The organism is Arcanobacterium wilhelmae (genome assembly GCF_029632765.1).
Lineage (GTDB): Bacteria > Actinomycetota > Actinomycetes > Actinomycetales > Actinomycetaceae > Arcanobacterium > Arcanobacterium wilhelmae.
Genome location: NZ_CP121247.1, coordinates 114136 through 131607, shown reverse-complemented (window position 1 = coordinate 131607; position 17472 = coordinate 114136). Strand labels below are relative to the sequence as shown.

At 63.2% G+C, this 17472-nt stretch carries 9 protein-coding genes; 5 read left to right on the top strand and 4 right to left on the bottom strand.

Features of this window, described 5'->3' with window-relative positions; genetic code table 11:
* Window positions 1-12: 12 nt before the first annotated feature.
* Window positions 13-3075 (bottom strand): CshA/CshB family fibrillar adhesin-related protein, encoded by a 3063-nt coding sequence (locus P8A24_RS00625; RefSeq protein ID WP_278058684.1) that lies wholly within the window; start codon window positions 3073-3075, stop codon window positions 13-15.
* Window positions 3076-3669: 594 nt separating this feature from the next.
* Window positions 3670-4692, bottom strand: a complete 1023-nt coding sequence (locus tag P8A24_RS00620; protein ID WP_278058682.1) for an endonuclease/exonuclease/phosphatase family protein — start codon at window positions 4690-4692, stop codon at window positions 3670-3672.
* 331 nt (window positions 4693-5023) lie between these two features.
* On the opposite strand from P8A24_RS00620, the gene P8A24_RS00615 reads away from it, so the two are divergent.
* Both P8A24_RS00615 and P8A24_RS00610 read left to right on the top strand, forming a co-directional pair.
* The gene (locus P8A24_RS00615) at window positions 5024-6124 is read left to right on the top strand and encodes an EamA family transporter (protein ID WP_278058680.1); all 1101 of its coding nucleotides are present in this window, start codon (window positions 5024-5026) and stop codon (window positions 6122-6124) included.
* Between the two features lie 406 nt (window positions 6125-6530).
* The gene (locus P8A24_RS00610) at window positions 6531-6758 is read left to right on the top strand and encodes a hypothetical protein (protein ID WP_278058678.1); all 228 of its coding nucleotides are present in this window, start codon (window positions 6531-6533) and stop codon (window positions 6756-6758) included.
* Between the two features lie 9 nt (window positions 6759-6767).
* On the opposite strand, the gene nrdG is transcribed toward P8A24_RS00610, so the two are convergent.
* Together nrdG and nrdD are read right to left on the bottom strand one after the other, a co-directional pair.
* Complete coding sequence (nrdG, locus tag P8A24_RS00605; protein WP_278058676.1) at window positions 6768-7343, bottom strand: anaerobic ribonucleoside-triphosphate reductase activating protein; 576 nt, start codon at window positions 7341-7343, stop codon at window positions 6768-6770.
* Between the two features lie 187 nt (window positions 7344-7530).
* Window positions 7531-9894 (bottom strand): anaerobic ribonucleoside-triphosphate reductase, encoded by a 2364-nt coding sequence (nrdD, locus tag P8A24_RS00600; protein ID WP_278058674.1) that lies wholly within the window; start codon window positions 9892-9894, stop codon window positions 7531-7533.
* Between the two features lie 428 nt (window positions 9895-10322).
* Between nrdD and P8A24_RS00595 the strand changes: the two genes are divergently transcribed.
* The 3 genes from P8A24_RS00595 (at window position 10323) to hrpA (ending at window position 17415) form a co-directional block, all read left to right on the top strand.
* On the top strand, window positions 10323-11729 hold the full coding sequence (locus tag P8A24_RS00595) for a PAS domain-containing protein (protein ID WP_278058672.1): 1407 nt from the start codon (window positions 10323-10325) through the stop codon (window positions 11727-11729).
* A gap of 335 nt (window positions 11730-12064) precedes the next feature.
* Entirely contained in the window at window positions 12065-12811 is a 747-nt protein-coding gene (gene pcp, locus P8A24_RS00590) for a pyroglutamyl-peptidase I (protein WP_278058670.1), read from the top strand.
* Between the two features lie 182 nt (window positions 12812-12993).
* Entirely contained in the window at window positions 12994-17415 is a 4422-nt protein-coding gene (gene hrpA / locus P8A24_RS00585) for an ATP-dependent RNA helicase HrpA (RefSeq protein WP_370870615.1), read from the top strand.
* The last annotated feature ends 57 nt before the right edge of the window (window positions 17416-17472 follow it).

Here is a 17472-nt window from a genome sequence, read left to right as displayed (position 1 = left end):
TTAATGCCTCGATTACTGCGCGCTCTGGCCTCCCTTTCTGCGAGCGAACGAACCCGCTCCCGTCATCAGCGCCGCGAGGACGAGCGCAGCGCCGGCGAGAACGAAGCTGAGTGTGCTGGTGCCGCCCGCCATGGGCAACATCGGCAGCATGGCCGGTGCGTATCGGGTGTTGACAATCTGGCCGGCGTCTTTTCCGCTGGCGAGATCGGTGTGCTCGATCTTTCCGGACAATTGTTGTTTGTTCAGGATGTAGCCTGCGGGGGCGGCGCTTTCCTGAATGAGGTATTCGCCGAGGTAGACCCCTGCGAGAGTGAAGTATCCGGCGCGCGGGTCGCGGTCTTCGCCTGTACATTCGCTAGCCGATCCCGCCACGCAGTCAGTGACTTTCTCGTGCCACACGTCGCCTGTGGTGGCGCTGGCTCCCGCGGTCCACACGTCGAATTCGGCGCCTTTGAGCGGCGATCCGGCTTCGTCCACCTTGCGCCACGAGAGCGTCGTGAACGGCGTCAGTTCCACTGTGTTCACGGCCGTGACCAGCGGAATCTGCTGGCCTGCGAGCGAAAGCGAGGCGATCGCCGTCGTTGGCTGGTAGGCGACTCCAGCCCAGCGGTAGGCGCCCGTCGTCGCGTCCGGAGCCGCGCCGCTCGTCACGCCTTGCGCGCTCGAACCGATCGCGGTTTGCGTGATCGCGCAGCTCGACCCTGCGAAAATCGGATCCTTTGCCGGGTCCGAGGTCCATGTTTCGCCAGCCTTCAGCGGCCCCCACGTGCCGGTCACTGCCGATTGGCCCGCGTACGGGCCCGACGTCGGGGCGGTGCACGTATATGTCCCGCTAAACGTCAACTGGGGGTCGATGCTGGGTGGCGGGGTGACTGCGCTCGCGTCGACTTTCGCCGTCACGGAAATCTGCCCGTACGGCTGGTTCGAGTATGTACAGTCCAGCACCGACGTCGGCGTGAGCCCAACCTGGTACTGGTGAGCATTCACGCTGGTCACTGCCGTTTTCGCAGGGTCGGGCCAGGCGTAGGTGCCCGGCTGTTCGATCGAGGTACCCGTGGTCCCGAGCGGGATCGTATGCGTCCATGCCGCCGCTTGCGGGGTGGTGCAGGTCGGCGTCGGATAGCTGAGGTAACCCGCCTTCGGAGTTTCCGTGAGGGTCACTGTCGTTGCGATTTCGGGGCGCACCATCTGGGTCAGCAGTTCAGGCGCGAGTTTCGTGAACGCGAACGGCCATAGGGCGCTGCCGGCTGGAACGAGGGCGCTTGCCGACGCCGACGTCGTCTGGGTGGCGTTCGCCGTCGCGAGCGCGCTCGGCGCGGGAACCTGCTGGAGAGTTGTGTCCGGTGCGGTTGCCGTGAACGTGAAGCCGTCCGTGGGCGCGCCCGGAATCGGTTTGCCGGCGGCGTCCACAATCTGCTTTTTCACCGTGAGTGTGGGGCGAACGAGCGTGACTGCGTGGTCTTCCACCTCGCCGTTCGTCACCACGGACGTCGGCCCGTACGACGGCGGAGCGTCCGTCGTCGCGATCAGGCGGATGAGGCTCGGATACACCGGTACCGACGCTGCCGGTGGCAGCATCGCAGCCGTCACGTGCCAGGTCAGGTTCGCGACGCCGGCGGTGCACGTTGCGTCGGCCCGCTCGGCCGCGTCGAACACGCCGTTCGCGTTCCAATCGAGCCAGCCCGACACCGTCGTCGTACCGGTGGCCGCCGCTGTACACGCCACCTTCTGCGTGAAATCGCCCGGTTGCGCGGTAGTGAGCAGCGGTTTCGTGAACGCGTCTTCGTCGTCGAAACCGGCGATAGACGTGCCGTTCGTGCGATCATCATTCACGAGAGTGGTCCAGTCGGACGAACCCGCCGCGGACGTGTCCACATCGGGGCCGTTCGCGCCCGTGTATGGCGCACTGCCCGGGCCAACGGTTGCGCGCGGCTGGGCGTCGGCTCTCACGCTCTTCACGTACGTCTCGTTGATGCGGGGGCCGCCGATCGCCGGCTGCGTGATCGCGCCAGCACGGCCGTAGCTCGCCGGGCCGTCACGCAGATCCACGCCGAGCACCACACCTACCGCAATGTAATTGCCGAAACCACCGGACATGTCGATGTAGGCACCGTCGGCGTTCGAAGCATAGAACGTGGACAGCGGTTGGTAGGCTGCGCTCGTGATCTTGTCGGGAACCGTATACGTCAGGGCATTGGCCGTATCGAGGCCGGCGGCGAGTGAGGAATACTCCCACAGGTACGTCTTGTTCAGCGGATTGTAGCTTGCTAAGCCGGGATCGATCTTGTCTTTGGCAGCGTCCGGGCCGATCGTGAGGTAGGTGGCGGTGGTATCGCCTGGCACGCGATGGTATTCGAGCAGACGCCAATCCACCTGCTTCGCTGGGTCAATCTTGTGCGGGATCACGTAGGCGTATTCGCCCGAGTTCATGGTCTCGCCGTCAGCAAAGACCAGCCCATTGATCGGGATTTTCGTGGAGGTTCCGTCGGCGAGAAGCAGATCTGCACGGCATTTGACGTCGAAACGTGCGCGGCCGCCGCCAGCTCGGCCAATACCAGCGGGAATGCCGGTGCGGGTGGCCTGGTCGTAACGCTGATAGACGTTGTCGAAACCGTCTTTGGAGTAACTACCCGGAATGTGAATGTTCATCCACGGGTTCGTCAGGCTGTTCGCACCGGTGGCGTTCTCGTAGTAGTTGGAGAGTGTACACGTGGTGACGACGGTGGAGGTGCCGATTTTGGTTTCGTTGCGCACCTGGTAGCCGCCGTTGTTGATGTCTTTTTGGTAGAGCGAGCCAGCGTCTTCTTTCGACCAGTTCAGTTCGCCTTGCACCCACGGCTCGAGGCCGTCGCGTGTGCGGTAGAGCTTGAGCCGGTTCGCCTCGCCGTCGTACTTGGACCAATCAACCCAGTTGATCATGCCGAGGTAGGGCGAGGTATCGGCGGCTGTGTAGCCTCCGGTTCCGTAGACGGCTTGCGCACTCTGACGCTCAGTTGGCACGAATACCACCACAGCGAAGACCGTGAGCGCGGCAACGGCCGCAGCAAGAAGGCGCCGTGAGACGCGACGAGTCATGTATCCTCCACCAATCTTCTGCGTTCTGCAGGGGTCGGTAGTCAAGCGACTCACCGAGATAAAGGACACTGTACGGGCAGGTGACATTAATTAACTAGGCCCTAAACTAAAGTCGATTCATTCAATTTATGTGCGAAAACTAGTGTTTTCGCAGGTCAGCAGGCAAAAACAGATTAGCGCTACCCGTAACCACTCGCATTATCGGCGAAATATGGGACTATAGGCCTAGCGAATGGCTTTTGCGTGAGAGATTTCAGGCCTGACCTGCAAGGATACCCTTACCCAGACACAATTCACGTGCGTACCTCCGTCAATCCAGCCAGGCGTTGCTGTATACGCAACGCCAACGCGAACTGATTGAGTTCTGCACAAGAACGAGAATCACGCGAATACAAGCCGAACCCCGACGTCGGGAGCCGAACTCCAGCGTCGGTGGGCCCGTGCAGAACTCCGTCAATCCAGCCAGGCGTTGCTGTATACGCAACGCCAACGCGAACTGATTGAGTTCTGCACGACACTAGCCCGCCACTCCCCTCCCCGGCAACGACGGGCGGGCGCGCTACTTTTCCGAGGCAAGCTCCCAGGCGCGCTCCCCTACTTTTTCGGAGCCAGGCGCACGAGTAGCCCGCGGTGGTCCGAGCCACCCACCTTCACGAGGCGAGCCTCGGTTCCCGTATAGCTACCGTCCGTAATCACACGATCAATCGGGGCGGCGAAAAACGACGGCAAACTCGCCGGCCACGAGCCGAGCCCCGCAGAGCCAGCCTGAGCCCCGGCGTCGGCGCACTCCACACCCAAAGCCCGCTGGTGATCCACCGTCGAATTAAAATCGCCTGCCATAATGAAGGGGCCGGTGGCTGAACACAGCGCATACGTTTGAGTAATCTCCTTGCGCCAAGCGGACATCAGCGAATAATCGGGCGCCACCGGGTGGACACCGAAAATATGGGGGCCCTGCCCGTTCACCGGCGCAACCGACACCCCTGAGCGGTGTGAATTCGCTACATCGGTCGCCTCGTACGGACCAAGCGCACGGCTGACCAATACCACCGTCGATTCAAACTCGGCGTTGTATTGACTAGTGGCCGTATCGAACTGCTGGAACTGCACACCCTCAGCCGCGAGATGCTTGACCAGCTCTTGACCGCGGGCAGTCGACGTTTCGGGAAGCACCACCACATCCACGCCTTCTTTCGTGATCACGTCCGCTAACTGGGGAGAATCCGTGGCGCCTCCCAGCGTGTTGTAAGTAAGCACCGCGATCTGGCCGTTGCCTTCGCCCTGCGGGCTCACTCCTTGATCCACAGTGAGCCGATCCGGGTTGGACACCCCGCGCCACCACACGGTTCCGGCGTGTGTCGCCGCGACGACGAGGAGCACAGCCGCGAGCGCACCTGCGATACGCCCCGCGTTCACTAGCTTGTAGCGCACGCCCGCGAAAACGCCCAACATCAGCGCACAGACCAAAAAAATCACCGCAAGAACACCACGCATCGCGATCAGCTGAGCGAGCGGGAACTGCAACTCGTAGGAAGAGAGCCCGAACAGATCCGGACGGACAGAAAGCACCGCCACCGCACCCAGCAGTAGCGAGATCAATCCCCACACGTACTTCATTGCAACTCCTTCGCACGAGGCCAAAACTCTCGCAAAATCAGCGATTTCCATTGGTGAGTTCTCGCTACCTAAATCCTAAAACGGGGGTACGACAAAAAACGGCGAACACTCTGCCACGCACCAAACCTTGACCTGCGCCACACCCTCGCATCAGCATCGTCGAACAGGCTCCCGAACGCCTCCGACATCACTCCGTCAGTAAAGAAACAGTAAAGTCACTTTCCCGCGGAAGTAAAAGAAAAAGTCGACGTCGCACCGCGTGCCGAACCTCACAAAACCACCCTCGGCCCACCGCTTCCCCGCACCCCGAAAATCGAGTTGAATTGGTGCCATGTTTGCACACCGGTGGTTCGCTCCGCTCCTGGTCATTTTGTCCGCGCTCGCCTCCTATACGGGCGCGGCTTTCGCTGTTGACCTGTTCGCGCAGATCACCACCCCTTCGGTGGCGTGGGCGCGATTCGCAGTTGCCGCCATTATTTTGTGCGCATGGAGGCGCCCGTGGCGCGGCCGGAGCCTTCGCTCCTACGTGCCACCTGTGATTTTCGGCGTCGTAATCGCTGTACTCACGCTCCTCTTCTACGCATCGATCTCGATGATCCCGATGGGCGCGTCAGTTGCGATCCAGTTCCTCGGGCCGGTCACGCTAGCGATGGTTGCGGGCCGCAGCTGGCGGATCCGCGCTTCGGTTCTCGTGGCCCTGGTTGGCGTTTTCATGATCTCGTTCGCGGGGCTGGACGTGCGCGAACCGGGCATTGCACTAGGAATCCTCGTCACTCTCGCCGCGGGCACAATGTGGGCGATGTACATCGTGGCCGGCCGCCACATGGGCCCGAGCGGCCACCCGCTTGACAATCTGGCGATCGCCACCGCCGTCGCCGCCGTCGTCACCGTGCCGTTCGCGCCCGGAGCCGCCGCGATCGTCTTCTCCCCCGCGCTGATCGGCTCGATCATCATCGTGGCGCTGCTATCCAACATCGTCACCTACGCGCTGGACATCGTCGTGATGCCGCACGTCTCGGCGCCAATGTATTCCCTGCTCAGCGCACTCTCGCCGGCAACATCGCTCGCGGTTGGCGTGCTCATGCTCGGCCAGCGCCCCTCGCTCGGCGAGTTTGTGGGCTTAGTGATCGTGATGGTTGCGGTTGCGTTGCCCGCGCTCGGCGCACGCCCCGGCGACGTCGTTGCGGAAGTTTCCGCCGAAGCCTCTACCGACGTCGACCCAGTCGAAGCGCTGACCGATTCGCATATCATTCCGGCAGCCTCGGGCGCACATATTTCACTGGTGCCGGTGCGCGAGCCGCGACTTCGCCGCGCAATCGCGTCGCTCTCACGCCTGCGGCCAGGAGCTCGCCGCGCGCTTCGGGCGCGAGGTGCACGTTCGGCGTCGGCCACCACACCGACGTCGGCGCGAAAAGGTGCCCTCCCCCGATAGAACGCGTTGACCTTTAATTTGGCGTTGCGCTGCCATGCGTAACGCCAAATTTCGTTTCTGAGAAATTTTTCTCCACAGTCGTCGTTTGCGCACGTATTTTCCACAACTTCCCTATGTGCTCATCTCTTGCCTCAGAACCGAACGAATAATTGGAAGAGGCGAGAGGAGGAGAAGTGAAAATACTTCCATCGGCCCACCGACACGGCGCAACCGATATTGATATCGCACATGCGTGGAAGTACTACATCACGGACTTCTATGAAGGCTATAGACCTACCAAAGTGCTGAGATTAGGATGGGACACGAACGGACGATTACTCGAAATCGGGGCAACGATTTGCGGTCAAGCTGTCACCGTTTTCCACGCAATGAGGGCTCGGAAGCTTTATATCGAAAGGATCGGCTCATGACTGACCTGAATATGACACCCGAAGAGTGGGCGATCGCGGACGATTTTGAGAAGGGCTGGAGCGCCGAGCGTATTGAACATGCGCAGCGTTCGTGGGGTCCAGCGCGGATCCGAACAGTACTCCCCAAGGAACTTGCTCATCAGATTGCAAAACTCGCGAACGAGGAAGACGTGGACGATCTGACAATCATTGAGCGCGCGCTCAGCCAATACCAAGCGGGCTGACAAGCATCACTAGAAGGCCTCGTAGGGGATCGGGTTGCCGGTTTTGAGGGAGGCAGGCACGTTCAGGATCCGCTGGTTCGTTGAGCCACGGAATGCCAGGTTTGAGATGTATTGCGCCTGGAGGAACGGACCATCGACGAGCACGTCGGTCAGGGCCAGGAGCTCGCGCTTATCGGCGGTTTCTTGCTGGAGCTGCTCGAAGGTGTACCCGCTCCACGTCCAGATCGTTTTTGCTGCGCCAAACTCGGCGCGCAGCCGGCGGGCAATCGGCAGGAGCACGCCTGTTGCGAGCATCGGCTCACCGCCAAGAAAGCTCAGGCCCGCAACGTAGGGCTGGGCAAGATCTACGAAGATTCGCTCTTCAAGTTCGCGCGTGAACTCGGTTCCGTACATGAAGGATTGCGCGGCCACGTTGTAACAGCCCGGGCATTTGAATGGGCAACCACTCACATAGATCGAGCACCGCACGCCTTCGCCGTCGACAAAGTTGAACGGCTTGTAGTCTGCGATCCGGCCGCGCGAAAGCCGATCAGAACGCCACTCGCCGCGCTCAGGCTGGCGCACACCGGCGTCGTCGATCCGCATCCGTTCCTCCTCGTCTCGTTCTCGCGCACGTTGTCGAAAAGTGGGCCGTGCCTGCGGATTTGCGGGCGCAGGCACGGCCCGGGGTGGCGTCGTCGGGGGCCGACGCCGGTGGCCGGTTCATTCCCCAATGGGCGCGGGAACGAACCGTAACGCTTGGTGTGTGCCAGCGGCGCCCGCCAGCACGCTCTTACTCACCACGCTTGGCAACACGGGTTTCACCCTCAAGATGCTTCACACGGCTCACGATTTCCTCCTGGCGCCCGGCAGCCATTGGGCGCTTCATCGGATTACCGAGATAGCCGCAAGTGCGGCGCACAACATCGCACGTCTCGGGATTCGTGTTCCCGCAATCAGGGCACGCAAACCCGGCCGCTGTCGTCGAGAACTCGCCCTCGAAACCGCACTCGTAGCAGTGGTCGATCGGCGTGTTCGTCCCAAGGTAGGCCACGCGGTCGTAGCTGTAATCCCACACTGCCTCCAGCGCGGAGAGGTTGTGATCGAGCTTGGGGTATTCGCAGTAGTGGATGAACCCACCCTTCGCGTAATGCGGATAGGGCGCCTCGAAATCGATCTTTTCGAACGGGGTGACCTTCTTGCGCACGTCGTAATGGAAGGAGTTCGTGTAGTAGCCCTTGTCGGTGATGTTCGGGATCTCGCCGAACTTGGCGCGGTCGAGTTTCGCGAACCGATCCGTGAGCGATTCCGAGGGTGTGGAGTACACCGAGTACCAGTAGGGAGAATCTGCCTTCCATTCCTCGGCGTAGGCAGCGAGGCGGCGCACGATCTCCAGCGTGAACTCCTTCGCCTCCGGATCGTTTTCCCAGGCAGGGCCGTAGAACGCGCAGGCAGCCTCGTACAGGCCAATGTATCCGATAGAGACGGTTGCGCGGTGGTGAGCGAAGAACTTGTGGACAGGTTCGTTCTTCGCGGCTCGCTTGCCGAAGGCGCCGAACTGGTAGAGGATCGGGGCCGACGCCGGGGTGGCGTCTTCGCAACGGCGCGCACGGAAATCGAGGGCGTCGTGGACGATGTTCATGCGCTCGTCAAGCAACGCCCAGAAGCGTTCCTTCGAGCCGGCAGCTTCGATCGCGATACGCGGCACGTTGAGGGTGACGACGCCGAGGTTCATGCGGCCAGCATTCACGGCGCGCCCGGTTTCTGGATCCACCCAGCGCGGGAGGAAAGAGCGGCATCCCATCGGAGCCTTGTAGTCGCCCTCAATATCCACGATTGCGTCGTAGTTGAGGATGTCCGGATACATGCGCTTGGCGGAGCATTCGAGCGCGAGCTTCTTGATGTCGTAATTCGGATCGGCTGGCTCGAGGTTCACGCCGCGACGGATCCCGAAGATGAGCTTGGGGAAGATCGCGGTGTGGTGCTGTGCGCCAATGCCGGTGATGCGCACCTGCAGGATCGCGCGCTGGATCTCACGCTCGAAACGGCCGGTTCCCAGGCCGAAGCCGACGGTGACGAACGGGGTCTGGCCGTTCGAGGAGTAGAGGGTGTTGATCTCGTACTCGAGCGATTGCATGGCATCGTAGATGTCTTTGCGGGTCTTCGCCCACGCGTATGCTTCGCGCTTGTCGGGCGCAACCCATTCTTCGGCGTCGGCGAGGTGCTTGGCATAGTTCATCTGCGCGTAGGGCGCGAGGACTTCGTCGGCGCGATCCACCGAACAGCCGCCGTACTGGGACGAGGCCACGTTCGCGATGATCTGGGTGATCTGAGCGGCGGCGGTGTTGATGGAGCGCGGCGATTCGACGCGCGCGTTGCCAATCTGGAAGCCCTGCGCGAGCATGCCCGGGATGTCGATGATGCAGCAGTTGGTCATCGGCTGGAACGGGCTGTAGTCGAGATCGTGGAAGTGGATGTCGCCGCGCATGTGTGCGTTGGCGACGTGCGCGGGCAGGAGGTCCGCGAGCGCGTAGGCCTTCGCCACGGAGCCTGCGGTGAGATCGCGTTGTGTGTTGAACACGAGCGAATCCTTGTTCGCGTTCTCGTTGACCACTTCGGGTGCGCGTGAGAGAAGCTTGCCCACCTGGGTCTTGATATCGGTGGAGCGGGCGCGGTCAGCCTCAACCCGTGCGCGCTCGGCGCGGAAGGCGCGCGCGACGGCGCTCTGGCCGGACGCGGAAAGAACGCGCGCCACAGTTTCCCCGATCGCCGACGCCGGAGGCTCGGTATTCCCGTGAGCCTCCAGCTCTGCGATCACTGCGGCCGCGAGAGTATTGAGCGCCGCGGGGGTGAGGGCGGCGGCGTGCGTTGCCACGCGCGCCGCCGCGAACGACGCACGTTCGATCGAGCTGACCAGCTTGCGTGGCTCGAACGGCAAAGTGCGGCCGTCGCGCTTATGAACTGAAGTGATAGTGTGGCGTTCGGTCCCCTCTATACCCTCGATCTCCTGTGCGGCCTGAACACGAGATGTTGTGGTGTCAGGGCGAGCACCGCCGTCATCCGAGCCGCGGATTTCACCGTCTTTTGGCGCGTTTTCCAGGTTCTTGCGGATCTCATCTAACACCGACATCTTGTGCTCCCCTCCATAAGCGAACACTAGATATAGTATTCCAGCCTGGAGGAAAGCGGACGAGGCACCTTCGTTTTTGAGACGAGCATGGCGGCGGTCCGCGCGAAACACACCAAAAGTTCCCCACAGGCCGGGCGTGTCGGAATCGCGAGCCGCGCGCCGCCGTCGCGAGCCCGTGAACAACTCCGTCAATCGGGCTAGGCGTTGCTCTATACGCAACCCCTCACGCAACTGATTGAGTTCCGCACACAACATCAGCCATGCCCAGACGCAAGCCCCGACCCGCCGCCGCAGCCCAGCCCCGGCGTCGGGCGAAATACTCAGCATGGGGAAAACTACCCATCCAAAAACCAGGAAATCCGCCACAAAACAGCCCAACCGAAAAGCCTCGAGCCGGTAACTGTTGTAGATTTTTTATCAACCACGCCGAATCTCACCCCCGCGAAAGGACTGTTATGAAGGTCGAGCCGACAGGCGCCCAGCACGAAGTTGCCCCACACGAGCTCTTCTTCTCAACAACGGACGCCAAAGGCGTGATCAAGCTGTCGAACGAGGTGTTCACGCGTCTGTCGCGCTACGGGCACGAGCAACTCACCGGCGCGCCACACAACATTATCCGCCACCCAGCGATGCCCGGCGCCGCCTTCAAGGTCATGTGGGATACGCTCGAGGCGGGCGAACCGTTCGCCGCTTACGTGATGAACCTCGCGGCTGACGGCTCGGAATACGATGTTTTTGCCACCATCACCCCGCTCAAGAACGGCGATTACCTCTCGGTCCGCGCCCGCCCCTGCCGCGACGATCTGTTCAATACTGCGCGCGGTATCTACTCGCACGTGCGTGGCCACGAATACGAGCTGCTCGACGACGGCATGAACCGCCGTGAGGCGGCCGCCGCCGCCGTCGAGATGCTTGCCGGCGATCTTGCCAGCGCGGGAATCAGCTCTTACGAAGATTTCCAAAATATCGCGCTCCCTGCCGAGGTGGCGGCCCGCGAAGCAATGACCGACGTCTTCCCCACCCGCTGGGGCGATACTCCGCTCCACTACATGCTCGGGAGTGTGTGGAGCGAATTCGATACCCTCAACGCGTGGATGGGGCGCCAGGACGAGCTCGCGGAAGTCTCGCACCGCCTTGCCGAGGTGGCGCGCGCCGTGCGCGAAGACATGGCCGAGGTCGGCCAGGTTGCGGGCCGTTTCACGATTCTGGGCACCACGCATCCCGAGCTTTCGAAGATTATGGAACCGCTGATGGTGTGGAACCAGATGCAGTCGATCGTGGGGAACTACCTCTCCAGCCTCGTTGCGCGCATCCGCGAGCTCGAGTTGAACATTGCGCGCACCCGCTTCCGTATTGCGCTTTCGCGCCTGCATACGAACACGTGCGGTTTCTTTGTGGCGGAGCTGATCGACGCCGGTTTCGATCCGCACGCTGGAGCCACCGACGACGCCGGGGCGGCAAGCGATTCCGGAGCCTCTAGTAGCGATCACCTCGAGTCGTTGGAGATGCTCTCCGAGGTGCTGATCGAGGACGTGGATACGCTGGAGTCGTTCTCGCGCCAGCACGAGAAGCTTGTGGCGGATTCGAGCGTTTACATCGACCAGGTTCTTTCCGGGGTCTCGATTCCGCGCCAGTTGTTGCAGTTGTGGCAGACGTCGGTGACGGGCGTTGAGATTCCCGCCGAGGGGCAGGAGCTCGCGGGCGTGGTGTCGAATGCGATTGATCGCGCGGGCGAATCACTGAACCGCCTTGAGGCTTTCAAAGAGGAGCTGGTTCGCGCCCGCGAGGTGCGCGAGGATTTCGCGAAGTTGAAGGAGACGGTGGCCGAGGTTCAGGCCAAAGTCAACGCGATGCGCGCCTGAGGTTGTGGCCGCGCATTGGGAACAACTCTTACATAGTTGCGGCTGTCACATCAATAACGTGCACTCGCGCCCCTGGCGTTTGGGAAAATACTACCAGTAGAACAACGCGCAAATTTACGGTAACGTTACCGTAACATCACTGGTTGCGAGCCCACTTACTCGCACCCCAGCACAAATTCATAACACTTGTGGAGCACTCCACGAAAACGTGGGTCGAAGCAACTCTCACCGCTTTTCGGCCTACCACTAGCCCGCGCTGCACACGCAACCTGTGGCGCGGGCACCCCTTTGCCCCGCCCGCCAGCACCATCCCACCGTCCGCGTAGAATTACCTCATGAAAATCCTCATCACCGGCTTCGACCCGTTCGACGGCGAACCCATCAACCCCGCATGGGAGGCGGTGCGCCGCCTACCAGCGGAAATATCGGGCGCGCGGATCATCACCGCTCAGGTGCCCACGGTTTTCGGCGAGGCGATCGAGCGCACGCGCGAACTCATCGCCTTCCACCGCCCGTCCGCCGTGGTGAACGTTGGCCAGGCCGGCGGGCGCACGGCCATCACAGTGGAGCGCGTGGCCATCAATATCGACGACGCCCGTATCCCCGATAACGCCGGCCACTCTCCCATCGACCAGCCCGTGATCCCCGGCGGCCCCGCCGCCTACTTCTCCACGCTGCCAGTGAAGGCGATGGTCGCAGTGATCCGCGCCGCCGGCCTGCCCGCCGCGCTCTCGAACACGGCCGGCACTTTTGTGTGCAACCACTTGATGTACGGCACGCTCGCCCTCGCCGCCGACGTCGGGGCGCAACTCGCACCCAACGCTCCCGACGCCGGTGCTCGGCTTGCGTCCACTGGCGCCGCGGGAGCGGCAGCGCAGCCCGCGCCCACCGACGTCGCGCCTGAAACCGCAGGCATCCGTGCCGGTTTCATCCACGTGCCGTTCCTTCCGGAACAGGTGACGGACCGGCCGGGCACGTTCTCACTGCCACTGGCGGATATCGTCGCGGGCCTGACCGCCGCGGTTGAAGCGATTGCCACGACACCGACGGATCTTCGCCGCGCGGAGGGCGCGGAGTTTTAATCCACCAACAGAAAGCTCACCATGGAGAACTCACCATTCACTCCTGACCCCGCGAGTCCGCACCTCGCACGCCGGCGTCGTGAGCCTCTCTTTTCCCTCGAACCGGTTCCGTGGGAGAATAGGCGGGTATGTCTGAGCAGAATGTGGGCCGCGAGCGCGGCGCGAAGAACGTCACCAACCCGATGAGCGAGAGCGACGCCGGGGCGCGGCGCGCGCCGAAACGCGGCTCGCGCGCGGGTGCCGGCTCCCCGGCCGCGAGCGAGCGTGGCGGCGGCCAGCCCACACAACATTCTGGTCAGACACACCGTAACTCTCGCGGTCGGCGTCGGGGTTCGCGCAGCCTCGGGCAGGCGCCGCGCAGGCGCACTCCGAAGCCGTTTACGCCGCAGCAGATCGAAGCCCGCCGCGCGTCCGTCCCCACGATCACGTACCCGCCACAGCTGCCGGTTTCGGCGCGTCGGGAGGATATTGCGCACGCGATCCTCAACAACCAGGTGGTGATTGTTGCGGGCGAAACCGGCTCGGGCAAAACCACGCAGCTGCCGAAGATTTGCTTGGAGCTCGGCCGCGGAATCACGGGCATGATCGGGCATACGCAGCCGCGGCGTATCGCGGCGCGTTCCGTGGCGGACCGTATCAGTGAGGAGCTTGGGCAAAAGCTGGGCGAAACGATCGGCTACCAGGTGCGTTTCACCGAGGAAGTCTCGGAAAAGACGCTGGTGAAGCTCATGACGGACGGCATCCTCCTGGCCGAAATCCAGTCCGATCCGCAGCTGCGCCGCTACGACACGATCATTATCGACGAAGCCCACGAGCGCTCCCTCAATATCGATTTCTTGCTCGGCTATCTCGCGCGTCTGCTGCCGCAGCGCCCGGATTTGAAGGTTATTATTACGTCCGCGACGATCGATTCGGAGCGTTTCGCGGCGCACTTCGGCGAGCATGCGGCCGGAGGCCGCCCTGGCGACACAGCCCCGATTATCGAGGTGTCCGGGCGCACGTTCCCGGTGGAGATCCGGTATCGTCCGCTCACCGGCGTCGCCGACGACGCGGCTGGCAGCGAGTTGCGCGAGTATTCGACCGGTCCGGATGGGCGCTCCGAGGTGGACGAGCCGCGCCGTGACGCGCCGGAACGGCTCAGCCGCGCGCAGTCGAAAGACATGACGGACGGGATCGTGGAGGCCGCGCGCGAGCTGATGGCCGAGGGTACAGGCGATATTCTCGTGTTCCTCTCGGGCGAGGGCGAGATCCACGAAACAGAGAAGGCGTTCCGGGACGAGTTCGGTCAGCGTTACCTCGCGCCCGGCGAAACGTCCACGCACCCGGGTGCGGTGGAGGTATTGCCGTTGTTTGCGCGGCTGAGCAACGCCGAGCAGCGCCGGGTGTTCGCCCCGCACCGCCACCGCCGCATCGTGCTGGCCACGAATATCGCCGAAACCTCGCTCACCGTACCCGGGATCCACTACGTGATCGACCCGGGCTACGCGCGAATCTCGCGCTATTCCAACAAAACGAAGGTGCAGCGCCTGCCGATCGAAGAGATTTCGCAGGCGAGCGCCAACCAGCGTTCGGGCCGAAGCGGCCGCGTGGCCGACGGCATTGCCATCCGCCTCTACTCCGAAGAAAACTTCGCCGCCCGCCCCGAGTTCACCGAACCGGAAATCCAGCGCACGGCGCTCGCCTCCGTGATTTTGCAGATGGCGAGCCTGGGGCTCGGCGAAGTGCAAAAGTTCCCGTTCATCGACCCACCGGACCTGCGTTCGATTCGCGACGGCGTCGCACAACTTGAGGAGATCGGCGCACTCGAGCCGGGCCTGCACGTGCCGACGCTCACGGACACGGGCCGCGCGCTCGCCCGCCTCCCGATCGACCCGCGCCTCGGGCGCATGCTACTCGCGGCTGTGGACAACGGCGCGACCTCCGAAGTGCTCGTGCTCGTCGCGGCGATGAGCGTGCAGGACGTGCGCGAACGCCCCGCCGAACAGCGCGCGCAAGCCGACCAGCTCCACGCGCGTTTCACCGAACCGACGTCGGACTTCTTGGCGTACCTGAACCTGTGGCGCTACCTGCGCACACAGCAACGCGAACTCTCCGGCTCGGCATTTCGGCGCATGTGCCACGAGGAGTTCCTCCACTGGCTGCGGTTCCGCGAATGGGCCGACGTCGTCGAGCAACTCACCCAGCTGGCACGCGAGCTGCACCTCACGGTGCACCCCATCGCACTGCCGTCGCGCGCGCAAATCCGCGCTGAGCAGGACAATGGCGACAACTCGCACAACCAGGACGTTGCGCGCGCCGTGAAAACCGTGGGCCGCTCGAAAGACGCGCCCGCGGCGGATGCGATCCACCGCTCGCTCCTGACCGGCCTGCTCTCCTCCATCGGCACCTACTCCGAACGCCACCGCGACTATCTCGGCGCGCGCGGCACCCACTTCGTGATCTGGCCCGGCTCCGGGCTCCACAAGCGCACGCCCGATTGGGTGATGGCCGCAGAACTCGTGGAAACCTCGCGCCTATTTGCGCGAACCGTGGCGAAAATCGACCCCGAATGGATCGAACGCATCGCCGGTCCGCTCGTCAAAAAGCAGTACACGGAGCCGCACTGGTCCACCCGCCAGGGCGCAGCGCTCGCCCACGAAAAAGTGATGCTCTACGGGCTCACGCTGATCGCGGACCGCAAGGTGCTGCTGAGCAAAGTCGGCACACCGACGTCGCGCGAGCTCGCCCGCGAACTGTTCATCCGCCACGCGCTCGTTGACAACCAGTGGCGCACCCACCACGCGTTCGTCAAATACAACAAGGAGCAGCTCGCGCAGGCCCGTGAAGTGGAAGAACGCCTACGGCAGGTGGGCGTGGTTGCCGACGAAACCGCGCAATTTACGTTCTTCGACGAGAGGATCCCAGAATCAATCGTCTCCGCACGCCACTTCGACTCGTGGTGGAAGAAAGAACGGCACGCTCACCCCGAGTTGCTCAACTTCACGCAGGAATTTCTTCTCGGAGAATCGAGCGCCTCCGAAGAGAATTTCCCCACCGAGTGGGTACAGGGCGACATCACGCTCCCCATCGACTACACGTTCAACCCCGGCTCCCACTCCGACGGGTTGACGATCGACGTGCCCGTCACGCTCCTGCCGCAACTGACCGACGCCGGCTTCGACTGGCTCGTGCCCGGAATGCTCGACGAACTCGTCACCTCCACGATCCGTGCCTTGCCGAAACCCGTGCGCCGCCAGCTCGTACCCGCGCCCGACGTCGCCAAACACATCCTCGACATCCTGCCCGACTGGGACGCCGTCGCACACGGGCAGCCCGGCGCGCCCAGCTTCCGCAAAGCGTTCACCGACGCCGTCTACCAGCTGCGCCGCGTCGACGTCACCGACGCCGACTGGGACGCCGTGACGTTACCGGCGCACTTGGAAGTAACGTTCCGCGTGCGCTCCGAACGCGGCGCAGTCCTCGACCAATCCACCTCGATCACGCACCTGCAAAAAGTGCTGGCGCCGCAGACCCAAGGGGCAGTAGAAAACGTCGTCAAAAGCGCGGTGGCGCAGGCCTTGGAGGAAGCGAAGGCCGCGCTGCTTGGGCCGGAGGCTGCGGGTTCCGCCAACGCGCCAACGATCACCGGAGCCGAGCAGCCTCTCGGTGGGTGGCCTCCGGTCGCGCAGGGCGTGATTCCTGAGGTAATTGAGACGACTGGGCCGCATGGGATGGTTGTGCGCGGGTATCCCGCGCTCGTTGAGGTGCCCGGGAAAGCCGGCGTCATCACTCAGGCCGGGGAAACCGCAACATCGGGCGCGCAATCGCTCGCCGGCCTCGACGGCGTCACCGTTGAACTGCGTGTGCTCGCCGAGCCCGCCGAGCAAGTCCGCGACCATCGCCTCGGCGTGATCCGCCTCGTCGCGAGCGAAGTCGCGCTACCCGAGGGGCGCGTCACCTCCCGCTGGACCGGCGACGAAGCGCTCGCCATGTCGGCCACCCCCTACCCATCGACGTCGGCGCTCGTTGCCGACCTCCAACTCGCCGCCACCCGCAACCTCGCCGAAAAATGGGCCAAAGAAACCAAAAACAAACTCGGCCGCCTGCGCGAACGCGAGGTATACGAGCAGCTGCGCGAATGGGTGAGAGCGCGCGTCGAGGACGAAATCTACCGGATCGTCCGCATCTGCGTGCGGGTGTTCAGCGCATGGGGCGACGTCGAAAGCGCCGTGCGAGTGAGCACCTCGGTGGCGCTCCTTGCCACCGTCTCCGACGTGAAAATGCAGGTCGAAGGGCTCGTCTACAACGGGTTCATTTCGGCAACTCCGGACGTGCAGCTCGCGCAATACCCGCGGTATTTGGCCGCTGCAGTGCACCGCATCGAGAAGGCGGCAGCCAATCCGGCCGCCGACGATGCGCTGGCCTGGCAGGTGCAAACCGTCACCGACAAGTACGAGCGCGAGTGCGAAGAATTCGCCCGCGAACCCTGGAACGCCGAGCGTGCCGGCCAGCTCAAACAGGCCAAATGGATGATCGAAGAGCTACGCGTGTCGCTCTTCGCGCAGCAGCTCGGAACACAAGGGAAAGTCTCAGTGCAGCGTATCGAAAAGGTTCTGCGCGGGTAGCCGCTGCCCGGGCGTCGGGCACCGCTTCCGACGTCGGGCACCGCTTTCCAGCCTGTC

Excerpts from the sequence above, each read along its gene's own strand:
- P8A24_RS00625 (WP_278058684.1), bottom strand. The coding sequence starts at position 3,075 with ATGACTCGTCGCGTCTCACGGCGCCTTCTTGCTGCGGCCGTTGCCGCG.
- P8A24_RS00620 (WP_278058682.1), bottom strand. The coding sequence starts at position 4,692 with ATGAAGTACGTGTGGGGATTGATCTCGCTACTGCTGGGTGCGGTGGCG.
- P8A24_RS00615 (WP_278058680.1), top strand. The coding sequence starts at position 5,024 with ATGTTTGCACACCGGTGGTTCGCTCCGCTCCTGGTCATTTTGTCCGCG.
- P8A24_RS00610 (WP_278058678.1), top strand. The coding sequence starts at position 6,531 with ATGACTGACCTGAATATGACACCCGAAGAGTGGGCGATCGCGGACGAT.
- nrdG (WP_278058676.1), bottom strand. The coding sequence starts at position 7,343 with ATGCGGATCGACGACGCCGGTGTGCGCCAGCCTGAGCGCGGCGAGTGG.
- P8A24_RS00595 (WP_278058672.1), top strand. The coding sequence starts at position 10,323 with ATGAAGGTCGAGCCGACAGGCGCCCAGCACGAAGTTGCCCCACACGAG.
- pcp (WP_278058670.1), top strand. The coding sequence starts at position 12,065 with ATGAAAATCCTCATCACCGGCTTCGACCCGTTCGACGGCGAACCCATC.
- hrpA (WP_370870615.1), top strand. The coding sequence starts at position 12,994 with ATGAGCGAGAGCGACGCCGGGGCGCGGCGCGCGCCGAAACGCGGCTCG.